Genomic DNA, 13,036 nt, shown 5'->3' on the forward strand with positions numbered 1-13,036 from the left:
TCCAAGCACCTGGGGGCCGACCTCAACTTCGCCTGGCCGACCGCCCAGATCGCGGTGATGGGCGCGCAGGGTGCGGTGAACATCCTCTACCGGCAGGAGCTGGCTGCCGCCAAGCGCCCCGCCGCCGCCCGGCGCACGGCTGCCGGTGGTGCGGTGACGCGGCTGTCCGCGCCCCGATCCCGAGGTCTCACCGGCCGGGCCACAGTGCTGTTCGCGGTGCTGATCGCGCTCGCCCTGGCCTACACCTATCCGGTCCGGGTCTACCTGGATCAGCAGGCCGACATCGAGCGGATGGAGGCTGCGCAGGCGGCCCAGCGGAAGCTGATCGCCGGGCTGACCACCCAGGCGGAGAAGTGGCAGGACAAGGCGTACATCGAGACCCAGGCCCGGGAGCGGTTCTTCATGCGGCGGCCCGGTGAGAAGATGCTCATCCTGCTCGACGACCCGGCCGGCGCGGCCCGCGAGGCGGGCACCGCGCAGGACCCGTCCACTCCGGTCACCCCCGACCCCTGGTACGACACCCTCTGGTCCAGTGTCCGGGCCGCCGACGCCCACCAGATCGAAGACTGAGCACCCGACGAGAGATGGCATCGTGACTGTCGTACCACCGCACGAGCCGGCGGCGGCCTCCGTACCCCCGCCCAAGCGGGAGCCGGCCACGGAGGCCGACCTGGCCGCGGTGGCCGCGCAGCTCGGACGCCCACCCCGCGGCACCCGGGCGGTGGCCCACCGGTGCCCGTGCGGTCTGCCCGACGTGGTGGAGACGACTCCCCGGCTGGCCGACGGCACCCCCTTCCCGACGCTGTTCTACCTGACCTGCCCCCGGGCGACCGCGGCGTGCAGCCGGCTGGAGTCGGCCGGCCTGATGAAGGAAATGGCGGAGCGGCTGGCCGCGGACCCGGAGCTGGCCGCCCGGTACCGCGCCGCCCACGAGGACTACCTGGCCCGGCGGGACGCCATCGCCGAGGTGCCCGAGATCGCCGGCATCTCGGCCGGCGGGATGCCCGGCCGGGTCAAGTGCCTGCACGTCCAGCTCGGCCACGCGCTCGCCGCCGGTCCGGGGGTGAACCCGTTCGGCGACGAGACGCTCGACCTGGTCGAGCCGTGGTGGACGACCGGACGCTGTGTCGACGTCACGGAGGCCGGGTGAGCGAGGGCGACGTCGTGGTCCGGCGGGCCCGGACCGCCGACGTGCGGGCGATCCGACGGCTCGTCGACACCTACACCGACGATCGCCGTCTGCTCAGCAAGGCCACGGTCACCCTGTACGAGGACGTGCAGGAGTTCCGGGTCGCCAGCCGGCTCTCCGACGGTGCGGTGGTGGGCTGCGGCGCGCTGCACGTGATGTGGGAGGACCTGGCCGAGATCCGTACGGTGGCGGTTGATCCCCGCAGCCGGGGCCAGCGGATCGGGCACCGGATCGTCGCGGAGCTGATCGACGCGGCACGGGAGTTGGGGGTGGCCCGCATCTTCGTGCTGACCTTCGAGACCCGGTTCTTCGGCACGTTCGGCTTCGCCGAGATCGACGGGGCCCCGGTGCCGCATCCGGTCTACGAGCAACTCCTGCGTTCGTACGACGAGGGTGTCGCCGAGTTCCTCGACCTGGAACGGGTCAAGCCGAACACCCTGGGCAACACCCGCATGCTGCTACGCCTCTGATGCTGCAACGCCTCTGATGGTGCAACGGCTCGGGTTGCGGGTGTGGCGGTAGGGTCTTCGTCGTGACGACGCGTGTGGCGGCCATCGACTGTGGCACCAACTCGATCCGGTTGCTGGTTGCCGATCTGCCACACCCGTCGGCCGGGCCGGCCGCCCCGCTGGTCGACCGGAGCCGGCGGATGGAGATCGTCCGGCTCGGTCAGGGGGTGGACGCCACCGGCCGGCTCGCCCCGGAGGCGATCGAGCGGACCCGGGTCGCGCTCGCCGGCTACGCCGCCGAGATCGACAAGCTGGGTGCCGAACGGGTGCGGATGTGTGCCACGTCGGCCAGCCGGGACGCCGAGAACGCGGCCGACTTCCGCGCGATGGTCGAGCAGACGCTCGGGGTCGCGCCGGAGGTGGTCAGCGGGGACGAGGAGGCGCGGCTGTCGTTCACCGGAGCGGTACGCGGCCTGCCCGCCGACGCGCCGTCGCCGTACCTGGTGCTGGACATCGGTGGCGGCTCGACCGAGTTCGTCGTCGGTACCCGCGACGGTGGTGTCGACGCCGCGATCTCCATGGACGTCGGCTGCGTACGGATGACGGAGCGGCACCTGCACGGCGACCCGCCGAGCCTGGACGAGATCGCCGCCGCCCAGGCTGATATCGCGGTTGCGGTGGATCGGGCGCTGACGGCAGTGCCGGGACGGGAGGCGGCCACACTCGTCGGGCTCGCCGGGTCGGTCACCACCGTGGTCGCGATCGCCGAGGGCCTCACCGGGTACGACCCGGCCCGCATTCATCACGCCCGGGTGTCGTACGACCGGGTGGCGGAGGTGACCGCCGACCTGCTGGCCATGACGCGCGAGCAGCGTCTGGCCGTCCCGGTGATGCACCCCGGCCGCGCGGACGTGATCGGTGCCGGCGCGTTGGTGCTCCGCGTCGCCATGGAGCGGGCCGGCCTGGCCGCCGTGGTCGCCTCCGAGCACGACATCCTGGACGGCATCGCCTGGAGTCTCGCAAACGCGAACGGTAGGTATCGGCGCTAGTGCGAACGGGAGGTGAATGCCACTGCTCCGGCATCTTCCCGGCGGTGGTCACCGCGTGGCAGGCTACCCGGACGTAGGACCACTGGGCGACCAGCCAACGATGACTGACCGCTAGGAGGACGGGCCGATGGGCGAGATGGTGACCTACCGTGGTGATGGCGGCACGGGTGAGGGATATCTCGCGATACCTGCCACCGGCGCGGCAAGCCCGGCAGTGATCGTGATTCAGGACTGGTGGGGCCTGGTGCCGCACATCAGGTCGGTGGTGGACCGTTTCGCCGAGGCGGGCTTCGTCGCCCTCGCCCCCGATTTCCGGCACGGCGGGCCGGCTGGGAAGCCGAGTGAGCCGCGGCGCCTGCTCAACGGGCCGCAGATGGACGAGACGGCGCGGGAGATCGCCGCCGCCGCCGACTACCTCGCCGGCCGGGTCGAGGTCACCGGAAAGGTGGGCTGCGCCGGCTTCTGTGCCGGGGCCAGTCTGGCGCTGTGGGCAGCGAACTTCTCCGAGCGGATCGTCGCCACCGCCGCCTTCTACCCCCGGTTGCCCTGGGAGGGCATGCGTACCGAGTGGACCGACTACGCGGGCAAGGATGCGCTGGTGCACTGCTCCGAGGCGGACGGCACCTCCGCGGACCCGGGTGTTCAGGCGGTACGCCGGGCCATCGAGAACTCCGGCGGCAGCTGCCAACTGCACGACTACCCGGGCACCGCACACGCCTTCTTCAACGAGGACCGACCCGAGAAGTTCGACCAACGGGCCGCCACCAGCGCCTGGGCACGCACCCTGGAACTCTTCCGGGCCAAGCTTGGCTGAGTCGCGTACCCCCGTCGAAGTTGTCGCCCGCGCCACGCGGGCGACGGATCTGACCGACCTGGACGCGGCCGTCGCCGACTGTTTCGCCTGCCCCCGGCTGGTCGGCTGGCGGGAGAAGGTCGCCCGCACGAAGCGGGCGGCCTTCCGCGATCAGGAGTACTGGGGACGGCCGGTGCCCGGCTTCGGCGATCCGACGGCCCGGATCGCCATCCTCGGGCTGGCCCCGGCCGCGCACGGCGGCAACCGCACCGGTCGGATCTTCACCGGCGACCGGTCCGGAGACGTGCTCTTCGCCGCCCTGCACCGGGCCGGCCTGGCAAACCAGCCGACGAGTGTGGCCGCCGACGACGGGCTGGCGCTGCGCGAGACGAGGATCTTCGCCGCCGTACGCTGCGCCCCACCGGACAACAAGCCCACCCCGGCCGAGCGGGACACCTGCGCGCCCTGGCTGCATCGGGAGGTCGAGCTGATCCGGCCGACGCTGCGGGTGGTGGTGGCGCTGGGTGCCTTTGCCTGGGCCGCGTGGTGGCCGGCTTTACGTGCCGGGTACGGCGTCCCTCCGCCCAGCCCGCGACCGTCGTTCGGGCATGGGGCACACTGGTCCGGCACGGTCGGACCGGAACTGCTCGGTTGCTACCACGTCAGCCAGCAGAACACCTTCACCGGTCGGCTGACACCAAAGATGCTGGACGATGTGTTCGCCCGGGCGAAACTGCTGGCCGGGGTGGACTGAGGCGGCGGGGCGATGACGATGGCGGACGGTACGCGTGCCGTCCCGCCGTACGTCCCGATGGCCCGGAGGTAACCGATGGACGTGCTTCGCAGCTGGTGGCCGGTGACGGCGGTGATCGCCCTGCTCGCCGCCGTGACCCTGGCCACCGCGCACTCGTCGATCGGCGCGAGCCGGATACCGCCCGCCGTCAAGGATGCGCCCTTCGTGCTCGAGTATCCGAGCGGGGAGCCGCGCCCGTCGATCCCGGCCGAGCCCCGCGAGGCCGCCGAGGAGACCCGCACCCGGATTCCGTCCTGGCTCGGCACGGTGGCGGTGGCGGTGCTCGGGCTGGCGCTGCTCGCCGCCCTCAGCTATCTGCTCTGGACCGTGGCGCGGGGGGTGGCGCGTCGGGTCACCCGGGCACTGCCCGCGCAGCCGACCCGGCACAGCGCCGAGGGCGCCGCCGCCGAGGTGGTGGCGGCCGTCGACGCCGGCCTGGTCGATCTGGACGACCGGGCCACCGATCCGCGGACCGCAGTGATCGCCTGCTGGGTACGCCTCGAAGAGGCCGCGGCCGGCGCCGGGGTACCCCGGTTGACCGGCGACACCCCCACCGACCTGGTCACCCGGCTGCTTCGTGGTGACCCGTCCACCGGCGTGCCGGCGATCGTGAGCGCCGACGTGCTGGCCGAGTTCGCGGACGTCTACCGCGGGGCCCGGTACGCCACCCGCCCGGTGGACGAACGGACCAGGGACCAGGCCCGGGCGGCGCTGCGCCGGTTGCGCGGCGAACTGACCGCACTGGCCGAGCGGGAGCCGACGTGAGCAGCACGAGTATCGACGACCTGCTCAGCTTCTCGGAGGAGCGGCCGATCCGGTCCGAGCCGCGCCGGGGCGGGCGGCTGCGTACCGTCGTCGGCGTGCTGGGTGTCACCGCGGCGGTGACCGTGGTGGCCATCGCCGGGCTGCGCGCGGTCGGCCTGCGGGTGTCGTTGCTGGTGCTGGTCGCTGCCGTGGTCGCGCTGCTGGTGGTGCGCCGGATCGTCGCCACCCTCGCCCCACCACCGAAGTCCGGTCAGGGCGGTTCGTCGTCGCGGGGCGGGGAGGAGCCGGGCACCTACAACTGGGACGCCCGGGACGCGCTGCGAGTGGCGATCAACGGTTGGGCGACTCCCCTGGAGTGGTCCAAGACGCGCCCCGAACGGTTCACCACTGTGATCCTGCCCCGCCTGGCCGAGTTGGCGGACGAGCGGATGCGCCTGAAGCACGGCGTCACCCGCGAGTCGGATCCGGCCCGGGCACGCGCCCTGCTGGGCGATGACCTGTCGACGTTCCTGGAAACCCCACCCCGCCGCACCCCTTCGCCGCGCGACCTCGCGGCGATCGTCGCCGAACTGGAGAAAATCTGATGAACGACGTCGGCCGGACGATGCCCCCCGCCGAGGTAGGTCGCCTCGCCCGGGCCGTACTGGACGCGGTGGGCCAGGTCGTGGTCGGCAAGCGGGACGCCCTGGAGTTGGTGCTGGCCGGCATCCTCGCCGGCGGCCACGTGCTGCTCGAGGATCTGCCGGGGCTGGGCAAGACACTCACCGCGCGCTCCTTCGCCCAGGCGCTGGGCCTGGATTTCCGGCGCCTGCAGTTCACCCCCGACCTGCTGCCCGCCGACGTCACCGGCTCGTTCCTCTACGACCAGCGCAGCGGTGACTTCACCTTCCGGGCCGGGCCGGTCTTCACCAACCTGCTGCTCGCCGACGAGATCAACCGCACCCCGCCCAAGACGCAGTCGGCCCTGCTGGAGGCGATGCAGGAGAAGCAGGTGTCGGTGGAGGGCGTGACGTACCGGCTGGACGAGCCGTTCCACGTGCTCGCCACCGCCAACCCCATCGAGTACGAGGGCACCTATCCACTGCCGGAGGCGCAGCTGGACCGGTTCCTGCTGCGGGTGTCGTTCGGCTACCCGGAGCAGGACGAGGAATGGGAGGTGCTGCGTCGGCGGATGGCGCGCCGCCGGGAGGAGTCCGACATCAAACCGGTGGTCGACGCCGGCACGCTGCGCGCCATGCAGGCGGCGTTGGAGGACGTCGTGGTGGAGGACTCGGTGGGCCGGTACATCGTGGCGTTGACCGCGGCCACCCGCGAGCACCCGTCGGTGCTGGTGGGCGCGTCGCCGCGGGGCTCGCTGGCGCTGATGTTGCTGTCCCGGGTAAGGGCGGTGCTCTCCGGGCGGGACTACGTGGTTCCCGAGGACGTCAAGGACGTCGCTGCCCCGGCGCTGGCCCACCGGATCACGTTGCGGCCCGAGATGTGGCTGCGGCGGGTCGATCCGTCCTTCGTGGTCGGTGAGGTACTCGACGGCACCCCGGCGCCGGCAAGCGGCGCGCTGCCCAGCCACGCCGCCGGCCGGCCGGGAGACTGACCCGGCGTGAGCGAGCGGAGCGAGCGAACGGCACCGACCAACTGGACGCCCACCTGGGCGTTCGGTCGGGCGGTGCTGCTCACCGGCCTGCTTCTGGTCGCCGCGGTGCTGCTGGGACGGGTGGATCTGATCGTGCTGGCCGTCCCGTTCGTGCTCGGCACCGCGTACGCGTTGCGACGCCGGCCCGTCGAACTGCCCCGGGTGTGGCTCAGCGCCGACGAGGACCCGCTGGTGGAGGGCAGCGCGATGACCGGGACGGTCACCGTCGGCAACCCGGGCGCGGTCCCCTACGACGTGGCGGTGCTGCGTATCCGGGTCTCACCGTGGCTGCGGGTCGAGCGCGCGGGTGTCGCCGGCAGCACGGTCGTCGGCGCCGGCCGACCGACCATGGCGGACCGTCCGTTCGTCACGTCCGTCGCGCCGGACACCGCCGTCGACCTGGAGTTGGCCGGTACCGCGCTGCGGTGGGGTCGGCATCCGCTGGGCCCGGCGGGCGCCCGGGTCGCCGCCGCGCAGGGCCTGCTCGTCTCGCGTGCGGTGATCGTCGAACCGGTCCGGTCGAAGGTGTACCCGAAGACCGAGCCGTTCGAGGCGGTCGAGGTGATGCCCCGGGCCGCCGGCCTGGTCGGGGCCCACCACTCGCGTCGTTCCGGTGAGGGCGGCGAACTCGCCGGGGTGCGGGTCTTCGCCCCCGGTGATCGGTTGCGCCGCATCGACTGGCGGGTGTCGCTGCGGGCCCGGCAACTGCACGTGGCGGCCACTCTCTCCGACCGGGACGCCGAAGTGGTCGTGCTGCTCGACGTGCTGGCCGAGGCGGGCCGCTCCGGTGGAGTCACCGGTACGGCGTCGGTGTTGGACACCACGGTCCGGGCTGCCGCCGCCATCGCCGAGCACTACCTGCACCGGGGTGACCGGGTGGCGCTGTTGGAGTACGGCCCGAGTGCCCGGCGGCTGCGCCCGGCAACCGGACGACGGCAGTACCTGACCGCGCTGGAGTGGCTGTTGGACGTGCAGGCCCAGTCCTCCCCGCACGAGCCGTACGATCACGTGTTCGGCCCGCAACTGCTCTCCGCGGACGCGTTGGTGGTGGTGCTCACCCCGCTGCTGGAGGAGCGGTCGGCGCAGATGTTGGCCCGGTTGGCCCGTTCGGGGCGGTTCGTGGTGGCCGTCGACACGCTTCCGGCAGACCTGTCACCACCCAAGGATCGGGGCTGGGTCGAGGTGGCGTACCGGCTGTGGCGACTGGACCGGGACACGATGATCGCGCAGCTGCGGGAGCACGGGGTGCCGGTGGTGCCGTGGGCCGGCGCCGGCAGTCTCGACCAGGTGCTGCGCGACGTGGCGAGGCTCGCCACCGCCCCCCGGGTGGGTGGCCGGTGATGGGGTCGGTCATCGGGCGGTTCCGGGCGTTGCGGGACGCCGCGGTGCGGATCTCCCTGGCTCCGGTACTGGTCCGGGTGGGGATCTTCCTCAGCACACTTGTGGGGCTGTTGCTGGCGTACCCCGCCGAGGTCGTGGTCGGGCGGGCACTGGGCCCGCTGGTGGCGGTCGCGGCGTTGCCGGCCCTGATGCCGCGCCGGCTGTGGCCGACCTTCGCCGCCCTGGTCACGGTCGGCGGATGGTTGCTCGCCACCGACGGGTACAACCGGCCGATCGCGTTGTGGCGGCTGATGGCGGTGGCCGTGGCGCTCTACCTGACCCACACGCTCTGCGCGTTGGTGGCGGTGCTGCCGTACGACGCCGTGGTGGACCCGGACGTGATAATGCGTTGGCTCACCCGCGCTGCCGGAGTGTTGCTCGCCACGTCGGTGCTCGGCGTGCTGCTGCTCGAACTCGCCGGTGTGCGGGCCGCCGACGGCGGCTGGCAGGCGGTCACGGTGGCCGGTCTGCTGCTGGCCGTCGGGATGACCGCGTTGCTGGCCGGTCTGTTACGACGCAGGTGAACCAGGGACCGCCGGGACCCGAGTGACAAGCGGTGTGCTCGCGTCCAGAGTGGCGACAAGGGCCGGCGTTACCGGGGTCACAGCCGCCTTGTGCTCGGTCACAGAAGAGGGCCGCAACCGGGATTTCCGCTGTCGGTGGGGGAAAGATGGTAGGCGTGAACCCGAAGCGGATCCTTGTGGTGGGTGCCGGGCATGTCGGTCTCTACGCGGCGCTGCGCCTGTCGAAGAAGCTGAGTCCCCGTGAGGCTGAGGTCGTCGTCGTCGACCCCCAGCCGCACATGACGTACCAGCCGTTCCTGCCCGAAGCGTCGGCGGGAAACATCTCCCCACGGCACTCCGTGGTGCCGCTGCGTCGAGAGTTGCGCCGGTGCAAGGTGGTGGCCGGTGCGGTCACCCGGATCGACCACGCGAGCAGAACAGTCACGGTGCAGCCGATCATCGGCCCGCCCCGCGAGATCACCTACGACCACGTGGTGGTCGCCCCCGGCTCGGTCTCCCGGACCCTGCCGATCCCCGGCCTGCACGAGCACGGCATCGGCTTCAAGACCATCGGTGAGGCCATCTACCTGCGCAACCACGTGCTCGAACAGATCGACGTGGCCGCCGCCACGACCGACCCGGAGGTGCGCCGTCGGGCGCTGACCTTCGTCTTCGTCGGTGGCGGGTACGCCGGCATCGAGGCGCTGGCCGAGATGGAGGACATGGCCCGCCACGCGCTGAAGTACTACCCGGAACTGAACACGTCAGACATGCGGTGGGTGCTGGTCGAGGCCACCCAGCGGGTGCTGCCGGAGGTCGACCGGGACATGGGCGCCTACACGGTGCAGCAGTTGTTGAAGCGGAACATGGACATCCGGCTCGACACCCGGCTGGAGTCCTGCGTCGACGGGGTGGTCAAGCTCTCCGACGGGGACAGCTTCAGCGCGGACACCATCGTCTGGACCGCCGGGGTGAAGCCGTCGCCGATGCTTGACGCGACCGACTTCCCCCGCGATGAGCGGCGCCGGGTCACCTGCCTGCCGACCCTCCAGGTGGTCGACGGTGACCGGGTGGTCGAGGGCGCCTGGAGCGCCGGTGACTGTGCCGCCGTACCTGACCTGACCAAGCCGCCGGGCAACTACTGCTCGCCGAGCGCCCAGCACGCGGTACGCCAGGCCCAGCGGGTGGCCGACAACATCGTCGCCGTGCTCCGGGGCCGCGCGCCGGTCCCCTACAAGCACAAGCACGTCGGCAGCGTGGCCAGCCTCGGCCTGCACAAGGGTGTCGCCCAGGTCTACGGCATCAAGATGACCGGCTGGCCGGCGTGGTTCATGCACCGGACGTACCACATGACCCGGATCCCGTCGCTGAACCGGAAGGTCCGGGTCGTGGTGGACTGGACGCTGGCGTTCGTGCTCAAGCGTGAGGTGGTGGCCCTCGGCCAGTTGCACGATCCGCGCGAGGAGTTCGCCGAGGCGTCCCAGCCGCAGGCGAAGGTGTGAGGCCCACGTGGGGCGCCAATGGCGCCCCACGTGCTCAGACCCGCCAGTACCAGGCGTCGGTGAGTCGGGTCGACGGACCGTAGAGCGCCTCCAGCGTCAGGCGCAGACTGTCGGCGTGCGCGGTGTCGGCCGCCAGCACCACGCACGAGGCACCCCAGTGTTCGACGTCCGCCGCGGCGCGGCGGCGCTGCTCGTCGCCGACGACCGGGCGGAGGCCGCTGCGGGCCACCTCGGCCAGCAGGGCGGAGGTGGGTCGCGGGGCGACGCCCATCGCGGCGCTGCCGCCCCGGCCGTGCGGGCCGATGAAGAAGCCCTGCGGCATGCTGAACGCGGCGTCGGCGGCGGTCGCCCACCGCATCGGCCACGGCTCCTTGGGGGTGGCCAGTGGCACCGGCACCAGCACCCCGCCCGGCTCGACGCAGGTGCGCCAGTGGCCGGCGGTGACGAACTCCGGCACCGGCGGTCGGTGCGCGGTGGGCAGCGGTGCCGGGATCAGCGGTACCGCCGCCACGGTGACCGCGACCAGCGTCAGCCGGCGGGTCCGGCCCGTGCCGCGCAGCGCCCGATCGACCGCCAGCACCAGCAGCGTCGCGACCAGCGGCGGTACGGCGAGGGCGAACCGCATCGGTAGCGCGCCGTCGACCACCGGCAGGCCACCGAGCAGCGCGTACGGCCCGGGTAGACCGGTGCCGTCGCCGTCGACGACCACTTCGGGACCGAGCGAGAGCGCACCCATCACCAGGATGCCGGTGATGCAGGCCAGCACCAGCGGGCGGCGTCCCAGCCAGACGGCGCAGCCGGCGGTGACCACCAGCAGCGGCCAGCCCAAAAAGGTGTTGTACTCGGCCGGGCCGGTGCTCAACTGGGCGGAGCGGTCGTCGCCGAGCAGCGAGAGCGGGGAGACCGCCCACCAACTGCGCAGGTCAGCGGAGAAGTAGTGCGGGCTGAACATGCCGTCGGCGACGCCGAGGGGGCCGGCGAACTGCAACCACAACGGCCGGGCGAGCACCAGTAGGGCCGCAGCGGCGGCGAGGGCCGTCGCACCGGCGAAGGCGGGCAACGCCCGGCGGGTCAGGTCACGGTCCGCGACGATCATCGTCGCCGCCATCACCAGCAGGGTGAGTGCGGCGAGGAACAGCACCTCCTCGCCGATGAGCACCTGGGTGGAGACGGCGGCGGCCAACCCGAGCGCGGAGGTGGTCAGCCGTCGTCGGTCGGGCACGCCGGCAGCCGCCCCAGCGGCGGGGTCGGCCGCCCGGAGCAGGCGTACGACCAGCCAGACGATGACCGGTAGCAGCCACTGCGCCGTCATGTGCAGATGGCTGTTGCTCTGGGACACCATGCCTGGGGCGAAACCGCACAGCGCACCACCCAGCGTCGCGGCGGCCCGGCGGGCTCGCAGCGTACGGCTGAACAGCAGGTACCAGGCGGTCGCGGTGCCGGCGAGGTTGAGCGTCACGAGCAGGGTGAAGGTGACCGGAGCGCCGAACAGGAGGGTGACCGGGGCGAACAGCACACCGAGCGCGATCACCGACGTGTTGGCCATCAGGTTGACCCCGTCGGGGGCGTTGAGCCGGTCGGTGGACAGACCGAAGTCGCCAAGCAGTGCCCGCGCGTCGACGGCCAGGAACCACTCGTAGAGCACCTGGTCCTCGGGGTTGAGTGCGAGCACCAGACCGCTCGGGTCGGCCCAGAGGCGGTGGGTGAGCGCGCCGGCGAACACCGCGAAGAGCAGCCCCACCAGCAGGTCGATCCGATGCCGGGCAACCGTCCGACCCAACCGGGTGAGCCGCGGCCGGCGTACCCGGGCGCGGGGGTGATCCGCCTGTGTTGCCACCTCGTCGGTGGGGGCGATGGGTGCGCGGCTGCTCACGGCCTCGACCCTAGCGGCGGTGCTCTGTGGGGGACGCCGCAGTGGCGACGAACCCGCTACCGTGGCACTGCACCGTACGTGCCGACACGCCGGTGTCACCCGCCCGGGTGGTGGAAAGGCAGACACGGCCGCCTTAAAAGCGGCTGCCGCAAGGCATGCGGGTTCGACCCCCGCCCCGGGCACCACCTCGCGATACGCGCGGCCGCTGGTCGGCTGGCGCAAGATCGGTGAAGGCGCCGCGGAAATATGAGGCCCGCTTGCTGATTATGCGGTTGAGCGGTCTGCGGTGGGCCGGCTCCGCCCGTCGCCAACTATCCCAATTTCCGCTCGGGCCGGAAATGCGTAGGCCATCGGCCGGCACGAGGGATCGAATACAGCCTCAGAGGTGCCCGGAGGGGCGGTCATTGCAGATGAGGTAGACGGATCATCATCTGTTTTGCAAGATGTTCCGCCGGTCGAAACGGGTGCCCTCGCCGCGCACGAGAATGACAGCGCCTGCGTACGGTTCGCGTCGGGCGCGCTGGTCACGTACGCGATCCATCGGGACGAGTGGCGCGCACAGGCGCCATACCTCGATAAACTCTATCCCGGCTTGAAGGAGATGGTGGAGGGTACGTTGTCCAACGCCGACATTGCCACCCTCAACAATCTTGAGGATGGTTCGCTGAAGTTCGAGGCATATCTGTCCAGATTTGGCCAGTCGGTCAAGAGCTTCTGTCTGTCGCGGTAGTGATAAGTTCTACCCGATCGGCGAATTCGTCAAGAGGGGAATGATAATGCCCCAGGAAGTCACGCCTCGCGCCATGTTCAGGGCCGGAATCGCGCTGCTCGTCGTCGCGGTCCTGGCCCGGACGCTCCTGGACGACGCGATGGTCTCGATCAGTGACCTGTTCCGCGTCGGCACTCTGGGCTATGGTCTGGCCTTTCTCGTCACGAGTGTGGTGGCGACGCTCTCGACCGCACTGGGCGCCGCCGTGCTCGCCGGTGCACTGGTACTGCAGGGCGTGCTGAGGAAGACCACGTCCCCGCAGGAAGCCAGCGAGGATCGATGGGAGGAGCACTGACGGTGGCGGCACGAGGTGGGCCGGCGCCGGTGCTCAGGTGCCGTTC

At 71.7% G+C, this 13,036-nt stretch carries 15 protein-coding genes and 1 tRNA gene; 15 read left to right on the forward strand and 1 reads right to left on the reverse strand.

Features of this window, described 5'->3' with window-relative positions:
• The 12 genes from AC2CHE_RS06955 to AC2CHE_RS07010 all read left to right on the forward strand — a co-directional run.
• Positions 1–570: FtsB family cell division protein (locus AC2CHE_RS06955; protein ID WP_484504064.1), on the forward strand; the 570-nt coding region annotated here is incomplete at its 5' end.
• 22 nt (positions 571–592) lie between these two features.
• Positions 593–1,150, forward strand: coding sequence for a DUF501 domain-containing protein (locus AC2CHE_RS06960; RefSeq protein WP_484504065.1), 558 nt, complete (start codon positions 593–595; stop codon positions 1,148–1,150).
• A complete protein-coding gene (locus tag AC2CHE_RS06965; protein WP_484504066.1) occupies positions 1,147–1,659 on the forward strand; it encodes an amino-acid N-acetyltransferase in 513 nt (170 codons plus the stop codon). Before AC2CHE_RS06960 ends, AC2CHE_RS06965 begins: the two co-directional genes overlap by 4 nt.
• Before the next feature lie 74 nt (positions 1,660–1,733).
• Entirely contained in the window at positions 1,734–2,687 is a 954-nt protein-coding gene (locus AC2CHE_RS06970; protein WP_484504143.1) for a Ppx/GppA phosphatase family protein, read from the forward strand.
• A 127-nt stretch (positions 2,688–2,814) separates the two neighbouring features.
• A complete protein-coding gene (locus tag AC2CHE_RS06975) occupies positions 2,815–3,501 on the forward strand; it encodes a dienelactone hydrolase family protein (RefSeq protein ID WP_484504067.1) in 687 nt (228 codons plus the stop codon).
• Positions 3,494–4,234: a uracil-DNA glycosylase gene (locus tag AC2CHE_RS06980; RefSeq protein ID WP_484504068.1), complete on the forward strand. Its 741-nt coding sequence runs from the start codon at positions 3,494–3,496 to the stop codon at positions 4,232–4,234. Before AC2CHE_RS06975 ends, AC2CHE_RS06980 begins: the two co-directional genes overlap by 8 nt.
• Positions 4,235–4,309: 75 nt before the next feature.
• Positions 4,310–5,038 (forward strand): DUF4129 domain-containing protein, encoded by a 729-nt coding sequence (locus tag AC2CHE_RS06985; protein ID WP_484504069.1) that lies wholly within the window; start codon positions 4,310–4,312, stop codon positions 5,036–5,038.
• The gene (locus tag AC2CHE_RS06990; RefSeq protein WP_484504070.1) at positions 5,035–5,622 is read left to right on the forward strand and encodes a hypothetical protein; all 588 of its coding nucleotides are present in this window, start codon (positions 5,035–5,037) and stop codon (positions 5,620–5,622) included. Before AC2CHE_RS06985 ends, AC2CHE_RS06990 begins: the two co-directional genes overlap by 4 nt.
• On the forward strand, positions 5,622–6,629 hold the full coding sequence (locus AC2CHE_RS06995; protein WP_484504071.1) for an AAA family ATPase: 1,008 nt from the start codon (positions 5,622–5,624) through the stop codon (positions 6,627–6,629). The genes AC2CHE_RS06990 and AC2CHE_RS06995 overlap by 1 nt, the downstream gene beginning before the upstream one ends.
• A gap of 6 nt (positions 6,630–6,635) precedes the next feature.
• The gene (locus tag AC2CHE_RS07000; RefSeq protein WP_484504072.1) at positions 6,636–8,009 is read left to right on the forward strand and encodes a DUF58 domain-containing protein; all 1,374 of its coding nucleotides are present in this window, start codon (positions 6,636–6,638) and stop codon (positions 8,007–8,009) included.
• A complete protein-coding gene (locus tag AC2CHE_RS07005) occupies positions 8,009–8,572 on the forward strand; it encodes a hypothetical protein (RefSeq protein ID WP_484504073.1) in 564 nt (187 codons plus the stop codon). The genes AC2CHE_RS07000 and AC2CHE_RS07005 overlap by 1 nt, the downstream gene beginning before the upstream one ends.
• Positions 8,573–8,727: 155 nt before the next feature.
• Positions 8,728–10,053 (forward strand): NAD(P)/FAD-dependent oxidoreductase, encoded by a 1,326-nt coding sequence (locus AC2CHE_RS07010; RefSeq protein WP_484504074.1) that lies wholly within the window; start codon positions 8,728–8,730, stop codon positions 10,051–10,053.
• 34 nt (positions 10,054–10,087) lie between these two features.
• On the opposite strand, the gene AC2CHE_RS07015 is transcribed toward AC2CHE_RS07010, so the two are convergent.
• Complete coding sequence (locus AC2CHE_RS07015; RefSeq protein WP_484504075.1) at positions 10,088–11,926, reverse strand: DUF6311 domain-containing protein; 1,839 nt, start codon at positions 11,924–11,926, stop codon at positions 10,088–10,090.
• A 101-nt stretch (positions 11,927–12,027) separates the two neighbouring features.
• Between AC2CHE_RS07015 and AC2CHE_RS07020 the strand changes: the two genes are divergently transcribed.
• The 3 genes from AC2CHE_RS07020 (at position 12,028) to AC2CHE_RS07030 (ending at position 12,990) form a co-directional block, all read left to right on the forward strand.
• Positions 12,028–12,111 (forward strand) — tRNA-Leu (locus AC2CHE_RS07020).
• A gap of 200 nt (positions 12,112–12,311) precedes the next feature.
• Positions 12,312–12,656, forward strand: a complete 345-nt coding sequence (locus tag AC2CHE_RS07025; RefSeq protein ID WP_484504076.1) for a hypothetical protein — start codon at positions 12,312–12,314, stop codon at positions 12,654–12,656.
• A 46-nt stretch (positions 12,657–12,702) separates the two neighbouring features.
• Positions 12,703–12,990, forward strand: a complete 288-nt coding sequence (locus AC2CHE_RS07030; protein WP_484504077.1) for a hypothetical protein — start codon at positions 12,703–12,705, stop codon at positions 12,988–12,990.
• Positions 12,991–13,036 lie beyond the last annotated feature (46 nt).

This window comes from Micromonospora sp. ATLC16 (assembly GCF_057196645.1).